The organism is Neobacillus sp. FSL H8-0543, from assembly GCF_038592905.1.
Lineage (GTDB): Bacteria > Bacillota > Bacilli > Bacillales > Cytobacillaceae > Neobacillus.
In genome coordinates this window covers 5206402-5225737 of the sequence record NZ_CP151943.1, presented here as the reverse complement: position 1 = coordinate 5225737, position 19336 = coordinate 5206402, and the positions used below count along the sequence as shown (strand labels likewise).

Annotated in this window: 19 protein-coding genes; 9 read left to right on the top strand and 10 right to left on the bottom strand. The window is 37.1% G+C overall.

Annotated elements, in window-relative coordinates:
- Positions 1 to 37: 37 nt before the first annotated feature.
- From NSS81_RS25810 to NSS81_RS25800, 3 genes are all read right to left on the bottom strand, one after another.
- Complete coding sequence (locus NSS81_RS25810) at positions 38 to 2497, bottom strand: EAL domain-containing protein (protein ID WP_342431461.1); 2460 nt, start codon at positions 2495 to 2497, stop codon at positions 38 to 40.
- Positions 2498 to 2713: 216 nt separating this feature from the next.
- Entirely contained in the window at positions 2714 to 4069 is a 1356-nt protein-coding gene (locus NSS81_RS25805) for an arsenic transporter (protein ID WP_342434147.1), read from the bottom strand.
- A gap of 295 nt (positions 4070 to 4364) precedes the next feature.
- On the bottom strand, positions 4365 to 5003 hold the full coding sequence (locus NSS81_RS25800; protein ID WP_342431460.1) for a hypothetical protein: 639 nt from the start codon (positions 5001 to 5003) through the stop codon (positions 4365 to 4367).
- Positions 5004 to 5297: 294 nt separating this feature from the next.
- On the opposite strand from NSS81_RS25800, the gene NSS81_RS25795 reads away from it, so the two are divergent.
- From NSS81_RS25795 to NSS81_RS25770, 6 genes are all read left to right on the top strand, one after another.
- Complete coding sequence (locus NSS81_RS25795) at positions 5298 to 6368, top strand: CotH kinase family protein (RefSeq protein ID WP_342431459.1); 1071 nt, start codon at positions 5298 to 5300, stop codon at positions 6366 to 6368.
- A 149-nt stretch (positions 6369 to 6517) separates the two neighbouring features.
- Positions 6518 to 7060, top strand: coding sequence for a hypothetical protein (locus NSS81_RS25790; protein WP_342431458.1), 543 nt, complete (start codon positions 6518 to 6520; stop codon positions 7058 to 7060).
- 64 nt (positions 7061 to 7124) lie between these two features.
- Positions 7125 to 8291, top strand: coding sequence for a hypothetical protein (locus NSS81_RS25785; RefSeq protein ID WP_342431457.1), 1167 nt, complete (start codon positions 7125 to 7127; stop codon positions 8289 to 8291).
- Positions 8292 to 8454: 163 nt separating this feature from the next.
- Entirely contained in the window at positions 8455 to 9126 is a 672-nt protein-coding gene (locus NSS81_RS25780; RefSeq protein ID WP_342431456.1) for a DUF2642 domain-containing protein, read from the top strand.
- Between the two features lie 355 nt (positions 9127 to 9481).
- On the top strand, positions 9482 to 10672 hold the full coding sequence (locus NSS81_RS25775) for a M14 family metallopeptidase (protein ID WP_342431455.1): 1191 nt from the start codon (positions 9482 to 9484) through the stop codon (positions 10670 to 10672).
- Between the two features lie 222 nt (positions 10673 to 10894).
- The gene (locus NSS81_RS25770) at positions 10895 to 11287 is read left to right on the top strand and encodes a thiol-disulfide oxidoreductase DCC family protein (protein WP_342431454.1); all 393 of its coding nucleotides are present in this window, start codon (positions 10895 to 10897) and stop codon (positions 11285 to 11287) included.
- A 224-nt stretch (positions 11288 to 11511) separates the two neighbouring features.
- On the opposite strand, the gene NSS81_RS25765 is transcribed toward NSS81_RS25770, so the two are convergent.
- Complete coding sequence (locus NSS81_RS25765) at positions 11512 to 11922, bottom strand: VOC family protein (RefSeq protein WP_342431453.1); 411 nt, start codon at positions 11920 to 11922, stop codon at positions 11512 to 11514.
- A 332-nt stretch (positions 11923 to 12254) separates the two neighbouring features.
- Positions 12255 to 12833: a TerD family protein gene (locus NSS81_RS25760; protein ID WP_342431452.1), complete on the bottom strand. Its 579-nt coding sequence runs from the start codon at positions 12831 to 12833 to the stop codon at positions 12255 to 12257.
- Positions 12834 to 13204: 371 nt separating this feature from the next.
- On the opposite strand from NSS81_RS25760, the gene NSS81_RS25755 reads away from it, so the two are divergent.
- Positions 13205 to 13822 carry an RraA family protein gene (locus NSS81_RS25755; protein ID WP_342431451.1) on the top strand — a complete coding sequence of 206 codons (618 nt, stop codon included), beginning with the start codon at positions 13205 to 13207 and terminating at the stop codon, positions 13820 to 13822.
- Between the two features lie 81 nt (positions 13823 to 13903).
- On the opposite strand, the gene NSS81_RS25750 is transcribed toward NSS81_RS25755, so the two are convergent.
- The gene (locus NSS81_RS25750; protein ID WP_342431450.1) at positions 13904 to 14326 is read right to left on the bottom strand and encodes a hypothetical protein; all 423 of its coding nucleotides are present in this window, start codon (positions 14324 to 14326) and stop codon (positions 13904 to 13906) included.
- An 85-nt stretch (positions 14327 to 14411) separates the two neighbouring features.
- Positions 14412 to 16004: a long-chain-fatty-acid--CoA ligase gene (locus NSS81_RS25745; protein WP_342431449.1), complete on the bottom strand. Its 1593-nt coding sequence runs from the start codon at positions 16002 to 16004 to the stop codon at positions 14412 to 14414.
- 181 nt (positions 16005 to 16185) lie between these two features.
- Here NSS81_RS25745 and NSS81_RS25740 point away from each other — a divergent pair, with 181 nt between their 5' ends.
- The gene (locus NSS81_RS25740) at positions 16186 to 16587 is read left to right on the top strand and encodes a hypothetical protein (protein WP_342431448.1); all 402 of its coding nucleotides are present in this window, start codon (positions 16186 to 16188) and stop codon (positions 16585 to 16587) included.
- 134 nt (positions 16588 to 16721) lie between these two features.
- Positions 16722 to 17615 (top strand): alpha/beta hydrolase, encoded by an 894-nt coding sequence (locus tag NSS81_RS25735; RefSeq protein WP_342431447.1) that lies wholly within the window; start codon positions 16722 to 16724, stop codon positions 17613 to 17615.
- 149 nt (positions 17616 to 17764) lie between these two features.
- On the opposite strand, the gene NSS81_RS25730 is transcribed toward NSS81_RS25735, so the two are convergent.
- The 3 genes from NSS81_RS25730 to NSS81_RS25720 all read right to left on the bottom strand — a co-directional run bounded on the left by NSS81_RS25730 (position 17765) and on the right by NSS81_RS25720 (position 19177).
- Complete coding sequence (locus NSS81_RS25730; RefSeq protein WP_342431446.1) at positions 17765 to 17992, bottom strand: DUF3953 domain-containing protein; 228 nt, start codon at positions 17990 to 17992, stop codon at positions 17765 to 17767.
- 93 nt (positions 17993 to 18085) lie between these two features.
- The gene (locus NSS81_RS25725; RefSeq protein WP_342431445.1) at positions 18086 to 18547 is read right to left on the bottom strand and encodes a flavin reductase family protein; all 462 of its coding nucleotides are present in this window, start codon (positions 18545 to 18547) and stop codon (positions 18086 to 18088) included.
- 138 nt (positions 18548 to 18685) lie between these two features.
- Positions 18686 to 19177 carry a cytochrome c-type biogenesis protein CcmH gene (locus tag NSS81_RS25720; RefSeq protein ID WP_342431444.1) on the bottom strand — a complete coding sequence of 164 codons (492 nt, stop codon included), beginning with the start codon at positions 19175 to 19177 and terminating at the stop codon, positions 18686 to 18688.
- Positions 19178 to 19336 lie beyond the last annotated feature (159 nt).

Sequence of the window (19336 nt, the reverse complement as noted above, 5' to 3'; positions counted from 1 at the left end):
TACTTGCGCTTTCTGTTGCTTTTTTTATCCGATTAATTCATATGATAGGTTTTAATACCCCTCTTTGCAAGATGGCTTCAAATTCTTCAATACCTACTGGCTTGCTATAAAGGTATCCTTGAACATGTGTACAGTCATGTTCATGAAGAAATAAAAGTTCTTCCATCGTCTCAACACCCTCTGCAATGACATCGATATTAAGGTGATGAGCAAGTTTTACCATTGCCGAGGTAATCCCTGCATTCTCTGATTCCGAGGAGATATTTCTAATAAACAACTGATCAATCTTTATCCCATCAATTTGAAAAGCCTTTAAGTATGAGAATGAAGAATAACCTGTACCGAAATCATCAATATAGATTTTAATGCCTAATTCTTTTAACTCATTCAAAGTTTGTATGACAAATTCTTCATTTTTTATCAACGAATTCTCGGTAATTTCGATTTCAAGTAGTTTCCCGTCTAGTTCAAACTCTTTCAAGACTTTTCTGACGTTTTCAGTAAAGTCCTTTTGTAAAAACCGTTGAGCACTTATGTTTATACTAATAGGGATCAATGGTATACCTTTTTCTTTCCAACTCACCAATTGTTCACACACACTTTTTTTGACCCATTGACCAATGGAAATAATAAGTCCTGTTTCTTCGGCCAGTGGAATAAACTCATCGGGTGAAATTAAACCATATACCGGATGGTTCCAGCGGATGAGCGCCTCTGCACCTACAATTTTTCCAGTAATTCCATTTACCCGAGGTTGAAATTGAACAATAAATTCCTGATTAATTAGTGCTTTTCGTAAATCTCTTTCTAACAAAAAAGATTGAAAGTTCCTCGAATTCATCGAACTAGAAAAGGTTTGATATGTGTTGCGTCCCTGATCCTTTGCCCTGTAAAGTGCAATATCAGCATGCTTCATTAAATCTACTACATTCTCCCCGTCCTTTGGATACAAGCTAATTCCAATACTTACAGTGACATAAAGTTCGAAACCCTCAATAAAAAATGGCTCCGTCAGCCTGTTAATCAGCATTTGGGCATATAAAACAGAGCCTTCCTCACTTTCTAATTCAGAGCAAAGAACCATAAACTCATCTCCACCCATCCGAGCAATGGAGCTCCCTTTAGCAAGACCATCGTTTAATCTTAGTGCCACTTGTTCTAGTAAACGATCACCAATATAATGGCCTAAAGTATCATTAATTCGTTTAAAACGATCTAAATCTAAATACATAACGGCAAGTTTTTGCCTATTCTTCTCGGCAAACTGCAGTGCCTCACGAAGGTTTTTCTCAAATCCTCTTCTGTTCGCAAGCTTTGTCAATTCATCATGATTGGCTAAATAAGCATTTAGTTCTTGCTTCATTTTTTCTTCAGTAATATCTCTGCCTATTGAATAGACGCCTTTAACTTGCTTCTCAATAATAATCGGGAGATAGCTAACATTTAAATAAAGATTTTTTCCATTTTTATGGAGGATTTGAATTTCGAAAGTCTGAACTTCTCCCTTAATTGCTTTTTCAAAATGATGGCGATGCACAAATTCATTCTCGAATAGGGTTGCGTTTTCTAAAGATTTATTTTGAATGTTTTCCAAAGACTGTCCTAATAGTTCCTCTACTTTAGGATTTATATTAACTACTTTTCCCTTTGAATCAAAGGTCATAACATAATCCTGGCTATGCTTCAAAAGAGATTGATAAAGGATTTGATTCTCTTGAAGCTGTTTTTGCGTATTTCGCATTTCTGTAATATCATGTACAGACCCTACAAGTTCAACCACTTTCTCGCCAGAGAAAATAGGTGATACATCAAAGTACAACAGTCTTCCTCTTAGTTCAAACTCATAATTTACTCTTTTCCCAGTAAATGCTTTTTCATACTGTCTATATTTGTAAGTTGCAATATCATTTGAAAATACATCAAAAGGAGTTTTATGGCTAAGTTTTTCTGTATCTAAACCTAACTGATCCATTAGTTTACCTTCAGCTATAGTATATTTATAGGATCCATCAACATCTTTAATAAGCTTAAACATACCGTTTTCTAGATTCTTAACCGTTTGAATAAAGTCATTTTTTAAGGCCTCTTGTAATTTAGCCTCTACTTCCTTCTGTTCGGTGATATCGACACGAATTGAAATATAACGGTATGGTTTTCCTTTCTCATTCAGAAAAGGAACAATTGTTGTATGTACCCAATAAAGTCTTCCATCTTTTGCTTTATTCTGTACCTCGCCTTTCCATACTTTTCCCGAACGGATACTCCTCCACATATTTATATAGAATTCTTTAGAATGGTAACCAGATTTAAGAATTCGATGATTTTGGCCAATGAGCTCTTCTTCAGTGTAGCGAGAGAGATCACAAAATTTTTTATTAACAAATTCTATTTTTCCGGTATGGTCAGTTATTGCAATAATCGCTGATTCATCAAATGCAAAGGTTAAATCAGATAGATCATTATTCATCATTACTATTTCTTGTAGCTTATATTTCATAAAGGAAATTCCTCCAAAGGCCTAATCAAATAAAATCTGACGTTGATATATTTCAGTTCATGGTTAATTATACAATTTTATCATATTTCGACATTATTCTACATTTTACTCCAAAAATAGCAATATTAAAATTTTTTCCACAGAATAAAAAGCACTCCTAAACTTGATATAAAAAAGAATTCACCTATTTGTGAATTCTTTTAATTTCGCAGGTTTTCAAACAAAAACGAGTGACAGCCACAGATATAAGCTGAGTAAGGTAAATATCAGCGTTGGCGGGATGACAAGAATGGTCACTTTAATATAATCCAACCAAGTTATCCGAATGTGGTTTTTCCTAAGGATATCCATCCATAACAAAGTTGCGAGCGTTCCAATCGGAAGGATTAAGGAGCCGATGTCACTCCCAATGATATTAGCTAAGTAAACTGTTTTCATTAAAATAGGATCTAGACCCATTTCTGTCAGAGCTAATGTTGAAACCATTAATGCTGGATGATTATTAAAAATGTTTGACAAAAATGATGTAATGACTCCCATGGTAACACTTGCATGGAATAAACTATCATTTACGATTACTTTAAAATGTTCGACTATAAGATTTGTTAGACCAATATTATGCAACCCGATTATAATTACATACATGCAAAAGGCAAAGATTAATATATGCCATGGAATTTTTGTTAGGACGTCTTTTGGATTAATCTTTAAATGTATCCACCTCCAGGATAATAAAACCAGTGAGCCAATGACTGCTACTAATGAGACTGAGATATCTAAAAATGATGCGATAAAAAGACTAACTCTAACAGTAAATACAAAAATCAACATTTTAATCATTAGCTTTTTTTGTTTTTCAAAGAAATCCTCGGTTTTTTTCTGCAATGGATGGAAAAGATTATTTTTTGTTAACGGGATAGAATAGGAATGGAGGCGAATTTGCGTAGGGATTTCCTTTTTAAATATAAGAAATAATAAAATTGATAAAAATAATAAACCCATCGTTCCAGGTATAAACATCATTGCAGTGTGAAGATAAAGGTCCATGCCGATAATTTTTAAAGCAATTAAGTTTACGATATTACTAACACCGATTGGTGCACTGGATGCAGTGGCAATTAAGGCGCCACTTAATAAAAAAGGAATTTTTTGACGATTCTTTAACCCTAGATTTTTAAAAATTAAGATGAGAATTGGTGTGGTAATCAGAATACTACCATCATTGTTTAAAAATAAAGTCATCAAAAAGCAAAGTAATAAGGTATACCAGAATAAGCGTATTCCTGAACCTTTTGATAATTTAAGCATCAGCGCTGCAGTCCACCTAAAAAATCCAAAGCTTTCTAGAACAATCGCCATTACTATAGTAGCAATGATGGTAACTGCTGCCCCAGTAACTTTAGAGCTGATATCAATTAAATCCAAGGTTGAAACGCTCCCGCTAAGAAAAACAATGATTGCGCCTATGGTGGCGGGGATTGCTTCATTCATATTTTTCGGCCGGATAAAAATCATCACCATGGTTAGTAAAAAAGCTAATATAGTAATGATCACCGTCGATGGATGATACATATAATTTATTTCTCTCCCTTCGTACATTTCAAATTTCATTTCTAAATATTCTCTTTTTAACTGTCTTTTCTTGCCCTTTGCGTTATCATACGTCTGTCCAACAGGGCTTGAACTAAACGTATGTCTTGATTATTGCTAAATCAGCTAATGTCTAAATAATTTATTTAAATAATTTATAGGCCATTCCCTATGATTTGGCTGCTAGGCAGGTGCCTTGTGCGTTATGATAAAGGCTTGTACCTAGATTGAGAGTGTTCTTAACAAAAAAAACCGACACTCTAGGAGTATCGGAAAATTATATTTTAGTGTTTGCCTTTTGATTTTTTATTCTTGTCACCTTTGCTGCCCTTACTTCCCCTGCTGCCTTTGCTACCCTTTCTTCCTTTTCTGCTTTTGCTACCTTTACTGCCTCTGGTGCCTTTGCTACCTCTGCTGCCTCTGGTGCCTTTACTGCCTCTGGTGCCTTTACTGCCTCTGGTGCCTTTCCTACCTTTACTGCCTCTGCTACCTTTGCTGCGTCTGCTGCCTTTACTGCCTCTGGTGCCTTTGCTGCCTCTGCTGCCTCTGCTACCTCTGCTGCCTTTACTGCCTCTGGTGCCTTTGCTACCTTTGCTACCTTTGCTGCCCTTGCTGCCCCTGCTGCCCCTGCTACCCTTGCTGCCTCTGCTACCTTTGCTACCTTTGCTACCTTTGCTACCTTTGCTGCCTTTGCTGCCCCTGCTGCCCTTTGATCCGTGATGTCCTTTAGGCCCTTTATGTTTCTTTTTCCGTTTTGGACCAGGTTTGCCCTTTGAACCTTTACTGCCTCTGCTTCCTTTTGAGCCATGACTACCCCTGCTTCCACCTGAACCATGACTTCCTTTAGTTCCCTTGCTTCCCTCACTATCGTGATTACTTGCACTGCAGCCGCAGCCCTTTCTGTTCCGTTTTTCATTTGGATTATTATCTAGAAATAAAACTACGCCATTTTCCTTTGCCTGTGAATACAATTGATTCATGTCATTACTCATTACAGTTTTCCACCACTTTCATAAAAGTTATTTTCTATATCTAATTTATGGTTACAAAGTGGTTCTTGATATAGACAAACAATGATTTTTTTAAAAACATATACGTTTCTTCAGCCCCTCAGCCATTAACCTAGTAATAAATTTCTGGTTGTTTGTACTCACACACGTGCAGTTTATCGCATACTATCTAGAAAAAATGTATGTATTGGGGGTATTGCATGTTAAAATATGAAATTTTTATAAATCCTAAATCGCTAAAAACCTTAGAAAATGATATTTGGACAGAAGAGCATCTCCCTGCTGTTTTAAAAATCGGAAACAATCGATATAAAATTGGTTTAAATTTTAGGGGAAATGTTATTCGTAAAAAAAAGAAAAAATCCTATCATATTACTTTTGAGAAACCCTATTTAGTTAATGGAGCGCATGAAATTCATCTGAACGCTGAATTCGATGACATATCACTTAGTAGAAACAAGCTTTCACTTGATTTCTTTAATCAGATTGGAGTCATCTCCCCCCACTCCAAGCATATCCTCCTGTACATTAACGGATTTGCCAAAGGTATTTATTTAGAACTGGAATCTTTTGATCAGTACCTGCTAAAAAAAAGAAATCTTCCAGAGGGCGCCATCATTTATGCAACAAATTATTTTGCAAACTTCTCTTTACTGACTCCAGAAAACGATCTTAAAACAAGCCTAGATGAAGGATACACAATAAAATATGGTGAGCAAAAGGATCTTCAGCGCTTAGAAGAATTTATCGCAATGCTTAACACCCTAAACAAGTCCCAATTTGAAAAGGAGATTGAAAAATACCTGGATGTAGACCAATATTTAACATGGCTTTCAGGTGTAGTCTGCACACAGAACTTTGACGGTTTTATCCATAACTATGCGATTTACCTAAATGGGGAATCAAAACTTTTTGAAATGACACCTTGGGATTATGATGGAACCTGGGGAAGAGACCTCCGCGGTCGGCCGTTAGATCATGATTTTGTTCCAATAAGCGGTTATAATACGCTAACTGGAAGAATCCTTGACTGTTCTCTTTTTAAAAGAAAATACAAAGAAATAATGTCATCCATTCTTGAAGATCATTTCAATCTTGAAATACTTACACCTATTATTGAACAACAAATTCATAGATTAAGACCCTTTATCGAGACAGACCCCTATATAAAGATAAAAGAGGATAAATTTGTACAAGAAATTGATTTTATCTGCAATTTCATTAAAAAAAGGAGCTCCTATCTTAAAGAAAAAATAGGCATATTATCGTAAAAGAACATACGTAGGGTATTCCTTCCCTTTTTTTTGCCTATTTTTTTCAAAAAGCATGAAAAAAGGCGTCTATATTAGTACAACATCACACCGTGATACATATAGATGCAGTGTATAAGTTTATTTATTTAAAGGAGGATAAATGTTGTATGAATAAAGACATGTGGAAGTCTTTAGTGGGGAAGACGATCAAGGTAGATAGAGGTGGCCCAGAATCTCGGGTGGGAAAATTGATGGATGTGCTTAATGATCATCTGGTCCTACTTACAGCTGACGATGGTGTTGTTTATTACAATACTCATCATATAAAAAGCGTAACCGAAAATTCAAAAGACCTAGTCAACTTAGGTATTACAATCCCTGAAGATTTCGAATATAAAACTGCAGATAGTTTTTCAGGCTTGTTAGATCAATTAAAATTCCAATGGGTTAAAATCAATCGTGGCGGACCAGAAAAATTAGAAGGTGTCCTAAGCGATATCAATAAGGACTTTGTATCCTTAATCAATAAAGAGGAAGTTGTACGACTTTCCACTTACCATATTAGAAATATAAGTTATGGATTAAAAATAGAACAGGCAAAGAATGAAAAAAGTAATGACAAGGATTCAGAAGAAAATGTAAGTCAATCTGAACAGCAAAACCTGCGTCAAAGAGTCGTTCGCAGTGAGGACTCACAAGTCAGACAATAAAAAAATAACAACCTTGTCGCTTCTCTAGGGGGAAGCGGCAAATTTATCCAAAGGAGGACTTTTCATGGGATCAGGTAATTTTTCCTCCACTTTAGATTTACTAAAGGGTTTTTATGTAAATCTTTATGTAGGTGAAGAAATTATAAAGGGTAAGTTAATGGGCGTCGAGACTGACCACTTAGTCTTAGAAGACGAAAACAAGTATGTCTATTATTATAGCATTGATAAAATTCAAGCAATCACTAAAAATACGAAACAATTTAAAAGTGAAAATATTACTTCAGACTATATGAAAACACAAAGCTTAATCGACTTGTTAAATTCTCTTCATAATTCATGGGTATCGATTTTATGTTTAAATAAGCAATCATTTAGTGGCGTTTTAAGTATTGTCGATGCAGATTTTGCAACCTTAATTAATGGTGAAAACCGAATATTAGTTAAAATTTCCCACATTGCCAATATTTTAAAAGGCTATCGGAAAGAAGAGGACAAAGCAAGCAACAACCAAGCAAACAACAGTGAAAAGAAACAAGACAAGAAAGAAGAAAAAAACAATAAATCTGCAGATGAACAAGTAAGCGCTAAGGAAAGCAAAAAAGAAAACAAAGCCCCACAGCGTGAAAAGGTCATGAAGGCAGAAAAAGAAGCACCTCCAGTAACAAAAGTCATTGTCAATGAAACAGAGAAGGACAAAAAAGTTTGGTCTGAGCCTATCAAAAGTACGGTTGAAAAACCAATCGTAGCTACAGCTTCCAAAACGAACCAAGAGCCGAAAAATACAAAAACTGAAATAAAACAAACCAATCCTACAGAATCGAAAAAACAGAAATCAGATTCTGTTCAACATACGGTCAAGCGGGAACAGGAACATTTGCAAAAACCAATGGTTTACGTGCAAGAGAAAAGAAATTCTATAAAAGAAACAATAAGTGAGGTTAAACCAGTAAAAGTGGATTCAGCCCCTATTAATAGGGTCACCGTAAAACAAACACAGGAATTATTAACTAAAGTTAAAAAAGTGAAAGATTCCTATGAAACCACCCAGCCCCTCATGAAAATTGACAATGGCAAAAAGAACCATTCAGAAAATAAAAACCAAATTGAAAAGCCAGTAGCACAAGAGGTTGGTGCCTTCCGTTTCGCTGGTGAGCCTGCTACACCCGACTATGACCGCAGGTCTATATTCTCTGGTTGGCCTAGCAGAAAAAGTTCACCCAGACGCTTTTAAATTTGATTTTAATCGAAAATGAGTTCAATTAAACCATTTCTGTCAATCACCATGACTAGGGTTTTTCCAAGAGCCATACAATATGAGACGGGCACCTTGTACTTTGCCAAACACTTGGCCCTTCTCTAATTGTAATTATTTATAGAGGAAAGGAAGTGATTAAATGAAGTTAAAAGACAAGGTCGGAAATTATATAAAACTCGAAATATCTGGAAATAAGATTTTAAGCGGAATCCTGATTGATATTGGCAGTGACCTCTGGGTTATATATAACGGAAATGATTTTTTATACATTCCAATTATCCATATACAAAACTGGAAGTTTTTAAGACTAGATGAAATTGATGATATTATTACATTATCTGACGAACAATCACCGATATTTAATCATAATGAAGAAATATCATTAAGAAAAACCCTTACCGCCGCAAAGGGAATATTTACTGAGATTTACGTAACTAGTAAACAATCATTACACGGTTATATAATAAGTATTATGAATAATTACTTTGTTTTTTACTCCCCCATTTATAAAACAATGTTTATTTCCCTTAACCACTTAAAATGGTTAATTCCATATACAAATAGCCAGCGTCCATATGGCTTAAGCAATGCAAATCTGCCTGTAAATCCATCAAATATTACTTTTGCCCGATCATTTGAGGTCCAAATTGACAAGCTTATTGGAGATTTAATCGTCTTTAATATCGGTGAAAATGAAAATGTAATCGGAAAGGTTCAAGGGGTAAAAAATAACTTCGTTGAATTAATAACAGCTAAAGAAGATCCTGTATATCTAAACCTCCATCACATCAAAACCGTTCATATGACCTAACTGTGAAGTCTGCCATGGCTGGCTGCATGTTAGCACAAACTAACACAGAGTGTCTAAAAGGCACTCTTTTTATTTTGTATGCTAATTCGCTCCCTATTTAGCATTCTCGATAAAAACCTACATATAATCTAGGCTTCCATGCATACATTTTTACTAATGGATCTTTTCGTAAAGATTGTTGTAAAAACCCAAAAGCCGGTTTTTACGTTTAAATAGCTATTAAGCACTTCGAATAAAGTTTGCAAGCTCTTTTCTCTAAAGAAATTAACTTAAATTCCAATATTTCAATCTAAATAGCACAAAGTTTGAGAAAAGAGCCTTACTAATACACATTATTCTGACCAGGAGGATCATAATGGACATCTTTGTTAGGCAAGGCGATTCTTTATGGTATTTCAGTCAAATTTTTAGGATAAATCTTCAACTTATATTAGATTCTAATCGGGAGATTCAGCCGAACAAACTTTCTGCTGGACAAAGAATACGAATTCCTGGTTTTGTTTCTCAGAATTACCAAGTTAAATCCGGAGATTCCTTTTGGAGGATTGCGCAAAGCCGAAACCTCTCGCTCGATGCTTTGCTTCTAACAAATCCTGATGTGAATCCAAACCGATTACAAGTCGGCCAAACGATAAAGGTACCGTTACGGATCACCTGGAGGCTAGTTGATGGAAAACAGCGTTACGATTTCAGTCGGATGATGAGAGATATCAGACGTTTGCAAACCGTTTACCCTTTTTTACGTATGCCTTCCATTGGAAATTCTGTACTTGGTAATTCCTTACCTGAAATCATCATTGGCAATGGCGGAAAACGAGTTCATTATAATGGCTCGTTTCATGCGAACGAATGGATAACCACACCAATTTTAATGACCTTTTTAAATGATTATTGCTTATCACTTACCAATCATAATCCGATGCGCGGTCTAGTAACTTCCCAATTATATCAACAAACCTTCTTATCAATCGTACCCATGGTAAATCCGGACGGGGTTAGTCTTGTCTTGAACGGACCACCGGAAAATGAACCGTGGAGAAGTCGCGTAGTTGAGTTAAATAATGGTAGTACGGATTTTTCAGGATGGAAGGCGAATATCAGAGGCGTCGACTTGAATGATCAATTCCCTGCTAGATGGGAATTAGAGAAAGCAAGAAATCCTACTCAGCCAGGACCTCGAGATTATGTGGGTGAACACCCATTATCTGAACCAGAAGCTATCGCCATGGCAGATATGACCAGGAGACGGGATTTCGCCAGGGTTCTCGCGTTCCATACACAAGGAGAAGTGATCTACTGGGGCTTTGAAAATCTCGAACCACCTGAAGCAGAAACCCTAGTCAACGAGTTTGCCAGAGTCAGCGGTTACCAACCAGTCAAAACCATCGAAAGCTACGCAGGATACAAAGATTGGTTCATACAAGACTGGAGAAGACCTGGCTTCACCGTCGAACTCGGCAGCGGAACCAACCCCCTCCCGCTCAGCCAATTCGACGAAATCTACCAAGAAGTCCTCGGAATCTTCCTTGCTGGGCTTTATATGTAAACGTGAGTGGTGACAGGCACCATTGATGTACAAATGTCCGCCTGGAGTGGACATTGTGACGAGTGAAAGGGCACGTAAACTTTGTTGCGTGCCCTTTTGTTGATACAACCTTATTAGGGAAAATGAGAAATCATAATACATAATGCTTTAAAGGTTTTATGGTAATTAGGTTTATGCTATCCTTATAGTATAAACAGATGTTAAACCTAAAGTTGGTGGGACATGGAACGGATTATCTTATTTGATGGTGTTTGCAATCTCTGCAATGACAGCGTTCAATTTATTATAAAGCGTGATCCAAATGGTCACTTCAAGTTTGCCTCTCTTCAAAGTGAAGTGGGACAAAAACTGTTAAGCCCGTTCGGAGCCGAAAAAGAAATGAACAGTTTTATTCTAATTGAAAATGATAGGATCTACATGAAATCAAGTGCTGCTCTCCGTGTTTGTAATAAATTATCCGGGTTTTGGATACTATTTTCAATTTTTTGGGTAGTCCCGTCATTTATTAGAAACTTCCTCTACGATATTGTCGCAAAAAATCGTTATAAATGGTTTGGTAAAAAAGAAAGCTGTATGCTTCCAACACCAGAAATGAGAAAGAGATTTTTGGAGTAGATGAGAAACATTTTTTTAATAACCTCTTTAATTATTATAAAAATCCGCGAAAAAAATTTTAGCAATTGGACAGGTTCACTACATGCTCGTACACCAACGGACATATATTATATTAACCCATGATAAATACCTCCTTTAGAAAGTGGTCCCCACCACTTTCTTTTTTTTTTTGCGCATAAAAAAACCCGCCCGGTCAGGTGCGAGGTTCGTTTTTTTTTTTGCTTTTAGGATTTTTGATAATTTAGATCCCACGTAATTCCAAAGACATCTTTAACCCTTGCATACTTCGCGCCCCAAAATGTATCCTGTAACTCCATAAGGGCAGTTCCATTCTTGACCAAGGTGTCGTAATACTTTTTAATTTCATCTTCGCTTTCAAATTCTAACGTCAAAGAAAGGTTATTACCTGCCTCAACCGTTTGACCTGGAAAGCAGTCAGAAAACATAAGAGATATTTTACCCTTTATTAATTGGGCATGCATCACTCGATCCTTTGCTTCTGGTGGTGTCGGGTAGTCCGCCTCACCAAAAGTCTGAATACCAATAATTTCACCATCAAATAATTCCTTATAAAACTCTAATGCTTCCTTCGCGTTCCCGTCAAAATAAAGGTACGGTGTAATTAATTCTTTCATATTCCAGCACTCCTTTTAGACTTCCTATGACTTCCACAATATATTATTTTCACCTAGGTTACTGTATTTATACGAAGGTTCTGCAGAAAAAAACCTTTGAACAGGTCAAAGGTTCAAGATGAGCTTAGTGGTCAAGGCTAAGCCCTTTAGGAGGTCTAAACTCAGAAGAATTTAAACATCTTTAGTTTAACATTTTCGAAATATTCATACAACGAGTAAATGCGTTAAAGTGTAAAAGTTAGTTCGAAAGTCTTATTATAATCATTCGAGCGATTTTTCTAGGTAATTCTATTTTAAAAATGACAAGAAGGCACCCCTTCTTGTCAATAATATCAAACCTGCAAACCGAAGTCTGTTGCGATCCGAGCTAATCCACCCTGATAGCCAGAACCTACTGCTGAGAATTTCCACTCTCCATTATGTCGGTATAATTCCCCTACGACAATAGCCGTTTCTACTGAGAAATCTTCACCCAAGTCATAACGGATGATTTCTTGATTCGTGTCCTCATTAACAATACGGCAGAAAGCATTTGACACTTGTCCGAAATTTTGGCTGCGTGATTCCGCATCGTGGATGGTAATAACAAAGGAAATTTTCTCGATATTGGCTGGAACCGTTGAAAGATTTACTTTAATTTGCTCATCGTCCCCGTCACCTTCACCCGTTCTATTGTCACCAGTATGTACTACCGAGCCATTGCCGCCTTCAAGCTGATTATAAAAAACAAAATCCCTTTCAGAAGTACATTTACCTGATGCGTCAAGAAGAAACACACTTGCATCAAGGTCGAAGTCCGCACCGCCATCGTACCGGTTTGTATCCCAGCCAAGCCCAACTACAACTCTTGTAAGTCCTGGATTTGTTTTCGTTAAATCTACTTTTTGACCCTTTGACAAAGATAATGCCATTAATAAAACACCCCTTCAGATTTTTAATAATGTTCCTAGTAAAAGTTCCTCTCCAAGTAGAGTTGCATATAAATTTTCAGACATATAAAACTGCCATTTCATTTTCATGGTTACAAGAATCAAAAATATGCATTTTAGAGAGTTAACTTTAGTTTACAAAAAAATGACAGTAAAAGATACCTTCAAAGGTTAATTGACCAACCTAATTTTGAAAAATAACAGATTAAACACTAAACCTAATACCATTGCAAGCTACTAAACTTGTAAGGAAAAGAGCGCATAGGAAATTACTTCTAAGCTCTCTTTTTAATTTCATTTAAACCAATGTATAATAAAAGTAAAGTTTTCAATTATGGAGAGGAGAATTTTTAATGGAGAATACCGTTGATAAATTTCGCAATATTCCAACAACCTGTATTTCTGATGCCATGGAAGGTCTAAATAATGTGCACCCAGCTATTAAACCCCTTAAAGAAGCATACAAGTTTGCAGGACGTGCAGTTACGGTAAAAGTCCCAGTCGGTGATAATTTAGCTGTTTTAAAAGCCATTCGCGACTCAAAACCTGGTGATATTTTAGTAGTCGATGCTAAAGGAGATCAATATCGGGCCATCGCAGGAGATTTCGTCGTCGGGATGGCGCAAACGCTTGGGGTTGGCGGGATTGTAGTCGACGGAGTGATTCGAGATATTGTTGGGATAAAAGAGTTGAATTTTCCAGTTTTCTCAAGAGGGACTACTGTTGCTGCAAGCGGGAAAGCTGGGGTTGGTGAAGTTAATATACCAATATCCTGCGGCGGTGTACCGGTACAACCTGGGGACATTTTGGTCGGTGATGCTGATGGCGTTGTGGTAATTCCTCAAACACTTGAACAGGAAGTACTTACAAAATCCTTAAAAAAATTGGAAAACGATCAACTTAGGGAAGCTAATATTTCTGGTAATAAGGACGCTATCATGAAACATCTGGACCAACTTTTATCTAAGTGAAAGTCAATAACTTAATCTAGAACATGAACACAAACAGGAAAAAAATGGACAATAGGAATTGTCCATTTTTTGTATCTCGAATTACTTATTTTCGTCTCTTTTACCAGGATATCCACCGTATCCGCCATGACCAGGATATCCGCCCATGCCGCCATGTCCACCATATCCTGAATGTCCACCCATGCCTCCGTATCCGCCATGACCAGGATATCCGCCCATGCCGCCGTACCCGCCATAACCTGGATGTCCGCCCATGCCGCCGTACCCGCCATAACCTGGATGTCCGCCCATGCCGCCGTATCCGGCATGACCAGGATGTCCGCCCATGCCGCCGTATCCGGCATGACCAGGATGTCCGCCCATGCCTCCGTATCCGGCATGACCAGGATGTCCGCCCATACCTCCGTGTCCATAATAGCCTCCACCCATGCCACCTTGTCCGCCATAGCCAGGAAGATGACCGAAACCTCCAGTACCGGGTAAAAATTGTCTGTTTTCCTTCATATTACACGCTCCTTCATTTAGTATACAATTTAGGATATGTATAAATATTGATAAAGAGCGAGCTTGTATCCCACTTTTAATTAATTTAATTCACCTTTCTTCCGCTTTTTCCTTTTTTACTCCAGTATTCATTGCGGAGATGAACCTTTTGTATTTTCCCTGAAGCCGTTTTTGGGAGCTCATTTACGAACGTAACCCCTGTTACCGCTTTAAAATGAGCTAATGTTTCCCTGGAGTACCTAATGATATCCTCTTCACCTAGCTTTTCATTTTCTTTTAGAACAACATAGGCATGAGGTGTTTCTCCCCACTTTTCATGTGGTACAGCAATAACTGCCGCTTCAAGAATAGCAGGATGCTCATACAATGCACCCTCCACTTCTATCGAAGAAATGTTCTCCCCGCCGCTGATAATAATATCCTTCATCCTGTCAACAATATCAATATGGCCATACTCATCAACTGTTCCCATATCACCAGTATGTAGCCAGCCATTGCGAAGAGTCTGCATGGTCTCTTCTGGATTTTTCCAATAACCTAACATGACACCATGACTTCTGACCACAACCTCGCCAATTTGGATATCATCATGGACTACTTCTTCACCATTCTCGTTGACAACTCTAACCTCACTGCCAATCATCGGGTAACCAGCTTTAGCCTTTATTCTTGACTGCTCTTCCGGTGTTAAATGTACTAACTGTGAACGAATTGCAGAAACTAAGCTCAGCGGACTAGACTCTGTCATGCCGTAAACCTGGATAAACTCCCAGCCCAGTTCTTTTTCAACCCGAGTAACAAACGCTGGCGGTGGTGCTGAACCAGCAATAACAACGCGTACATCTTGTTCAATTACAGGTTTGTTTTTTTCGTAATACTGCAATAGTGAATTTAGCACTGTAGGTGCCATATGCAGGACTGATACCTTATGGTCTTGTATAGCCTTAAAAATTGACTCTGGTGTCGCCTTTTTCAAACAAATATGAGTGGCTCCATTAGCAGTATAATAGAAAGGTGACCCCCAGCCATTCACATGAAACATTGGAAGCACATGCAGATAGACATCACGATCATTGACTCGTAAATGATGCATGGTGGTTAGAGCATGTAAATAATTATTGCGGTGTGTCAACATCACTCCCTTTGGATTCCCTGTCGTACCACTTGTATAAAGCAGACTGCTAACATCATTTTCTTCCAATTCCGCACGGTCAAATGCAGCTTTGGACTGACTTGCTAACCACTCGTCATAATCAATTTCAATAGTATCTGCGTTTTTGTATTGAACAATAATATGCTCAACCGTTGTAAGTTTCTCTATTATCGGCTTGATTAAATGATAGATGTCCTGATCAACGAATAGTACCTTCGATTCACTATGATTTAAAATGAATAAATAATCTTCTGGAATTAAACGAATATTGAGCGGAACCATGATTGCACCCAATTGAAAAACTCCATAAAACCCTTCAAGCATTTCTACTGTATTTGGAGCCAAATAGGCAACACGGTCCCCTTTTTCAACTCCTAACTCCCTTAACCCGTTCGAAAGCTGATTCACTCTAGTGTTTAACTCCTTGTATGTAAACATCCTTTGATCACAATAAACTGCTTGCTTATCACCATATAGCTTGACTGCTCTATCAAGAAATTGAGTTAGTACTAATGGAACATTCATCCTCTTCACCTCATAATAGTAATTTGAATTTTCTAAATTAATAATATTATTCTATCATACTATTTATAATATTAAATGCCAAAAATAACTAATTGTAAAAAAATGTAGAATTAAAACGGTCATATTTCTTCTTAGAAAAAAATATATTAGAATATACGTTCGATGAGGAGGAGAAGGATTTTTGAAAAATAATGATTCCTTAATAACAGAAGAAATGGTAGTTAACTACTACGAATTAAATAAGAAAAAAAAAGAAATTGAAGCGGAGTTAAATCTATTAAAGAATAGCTTCCATGAGTACTTTAATAACCTTGTTGGTTCAACAGATAAAGGAGAAATAACAGTGAATGGATATAAGCTGCAAAGGCAAATGCGGAAAGTAGAAAAATACAACGAAGAGGAAACTGTCAAACGGCTGGAGGAATTGCAAATGACAGACCTGATTCAAATCGTAAAAAAGCCGGATGAAGTGAAAATAAAATCTGCTATTAATCTAGGATTATTAAATGAACAACACTTAGATGGCTGTTTAGTGACAACCTACTCACCAGCTATTTCCGTTAAAACCTTAACTCCAAGGTAAAAGGATTTGAAATAAGCTCCCAGGCAATTTTTTAGTGCCTAGGGGCTTTTTTTGTTTTGTGATGGAGGGATTTGTTGATATATAGCGAAATACATATATGTACACGCTTACATTTATTTTAGGAGGGATTTGAAATGGCTAGTCAAGAAAGTATTGCGGTAAGACAATATCTTAAGGCATATATGGCTTCTCAACCTGCTGGCTTTGATCTTGAGGCATCTAGAAAAGGCTTAGAAATGTTAGCTAGTTTAACCCCGATTGCCCGGGATATTAGAGTTGAACAGACTTCAATTGAAGGTATTCACGCAGAGTGGGTAATCGCTCCAAATACGGTAGAAGATCGAGTATTCCTTTATCTGCACGGCGGGGCGTATATTTTAGGAAATTGCAACACTCATAGAGCACTGGCCGCAAAGCTGTCACGTTCTACTTCATCACGGGTGTTGGTTCCTGAGTACCGACTTGCTCCGGAACATCCATTTCCAGCTGCTATCGAAGATGCTGTTCTTTGCTATCGCTGGCTTATTTCGTCTGGATACAAACCTGAACAAATCATCATTGGAGGCGACTCTGCAGGCGGAGGCCTTTCTCTATCTACACTTTTAACCTTAAGGGAAGAAAACGATGCCTTGCCTGGATTAGCTGTTCTGCTTTCTCCTTGGACAGATTTGGAAGGAACAGGAGAATCAATGGAAACACGAGCAGCTACAGATCCATGGTTAACTCCAGAAGCAAGCCGTGCTACGCCGGTATTATATATTCGTGACTTGGACCGCCGTCATCCTCTTGTCTCGCCTATTTATGCTGACCTAGAGGGATTTCCTCCTCTGCTGGTACATGTAGGAAATGATGAAATTCTTTTGAGCGATTCAGCCCGTCTTGTTGATCGTGCCCGTTCTGCAGGGGTTGAAGTAACCTTTAAGGTCTGGGATGATATGTGGCACGTATTTCAAACTTTTCAAATACCAGAAGCCCAGGAATCCATTGATGAAGTAGGCGATTTTGTTGTCAGACACCTTGGGTCATAGGCATCTAAAAACTCACATTTAAGACCCCTCACTTTTAGTAAGGGGTCCCTTTTAGCTTTAAATCAAAGGAAAGATTCAACCTTATTCCCAAAAAAGAATATCAGCATGAAAAGGGAGAAATCAAGTGATTTCTCCCTTTTCGTATAAATTCACACAAAGTTTTGCAGTAAAATAATCAGCACAAAGACAGAAACAATAATACTTATGTTTCCGCGACGTTTATTCCCTTTTTTCATTTCGTCTAAACCGCCGACTAAAATAAAGGCACTTAAGCCTAACATCATAAATGGCTGTGCCACGAAATTTTTTGTGATTAATCCAAAAGCTGCAAGAATTAGTACAAGAATACCTAAGATGATTCTTAATTTTTTATACAAAAATACATCCCTCCTATTCATATTGTACAATAGGAATCTGTTAGTACAAGAAAAAAAGCTGCCAAAAGCGACAGCTTTTTAAAATAGAGCTTTCTACTCTGTTAAAGTGCGATACTTTCCACCGAAATACAACAACGGATCTCCTTCATTTACCTGTAAATCTGTTACTTCTCCAATAAATAGAATGTGGTCGCCAGCTTCAACCTCGTTATATAGATTACAAGACATATTAGCTAATGCACCTTTTATTACCGGTAATTCACCGAATCGATCAAAACTATATGGGATATCCTCTTTTAACTGTCCAGCAAATCGCATTGACTCTGCTTCTTGGTCAGCCGATAAGAAACTAATCGCAAACTTTTTTGAATCTTGTATTTTGGACAATATTTTTGCTCTTTTATCTATTGATACAAGAACTAATTTTGGAGTTAACGAGACAGATACAAAGGCATTTGCTGTCATGCCATGCGGCTCACTATTAACCTCAGTTGTCACTACCGTGATTCCAGTAGCAAATTTCCCCATTGCATTACGAAAAAAACGATCATCCATTTTAAGCACCCCTAAATTCTATAGTCAAATTACAATAGTTATATTATAACAAAGTTTGATGAAAAACTATATCAATAGGCTTTATCGGAAAAAAAAAAGCCCCTTCAAAATAGAAGGGGCAGATAGTTACAATAATAATTAAATTAGTTTCTTCCGTTCATCCTCTATCATTGACTCGTAGATATCATCATCATCTTGGTCTTCCTGATCTTCTTCATCTCGATTTAAACTAGCATTATTCTTTTTCCACTTTTTAATTAGGAAAAAAATTAGGATAAAAACGGCTAATATTAACAAAAATGGCGTAACCCAGAGCGAAATATTAAAACCTTCATTAGGGGGGGCGAGTAAGGCTTTAACGCCTTGTTCGCTTACATAGTAGTCAAGAATTTCATCTTTCTTCTTTCCATCATTTAACATATCCGCAACCTCTTGATAATACAACTGTTTTACATTACAGCTGGATAGGTCATCATTGGCATGTCCTTCCATGGATAGCATATTTACTATTGATTTAAACTCTGGATCACTGTAATCATAACTAGCTTCTATAAGCCCCTCTTCGGCTGACACCGTTATTGATCCAAAAAGCAGAAGAAGACACCCTATTAGTACTGATATACGTCTCATAACTACACCTCCTCAAGTATTCTCATTTTAATAATAAAGATTTCAACTTAATTATATCCCCTCTAGTGGAAACCTAAAGGAGTACTTATCAACAATTTTGTTAACAAAAAAAGAAGAGTAGCAGATTACCGTTCACAACTTAGTATTCATAATAATTAA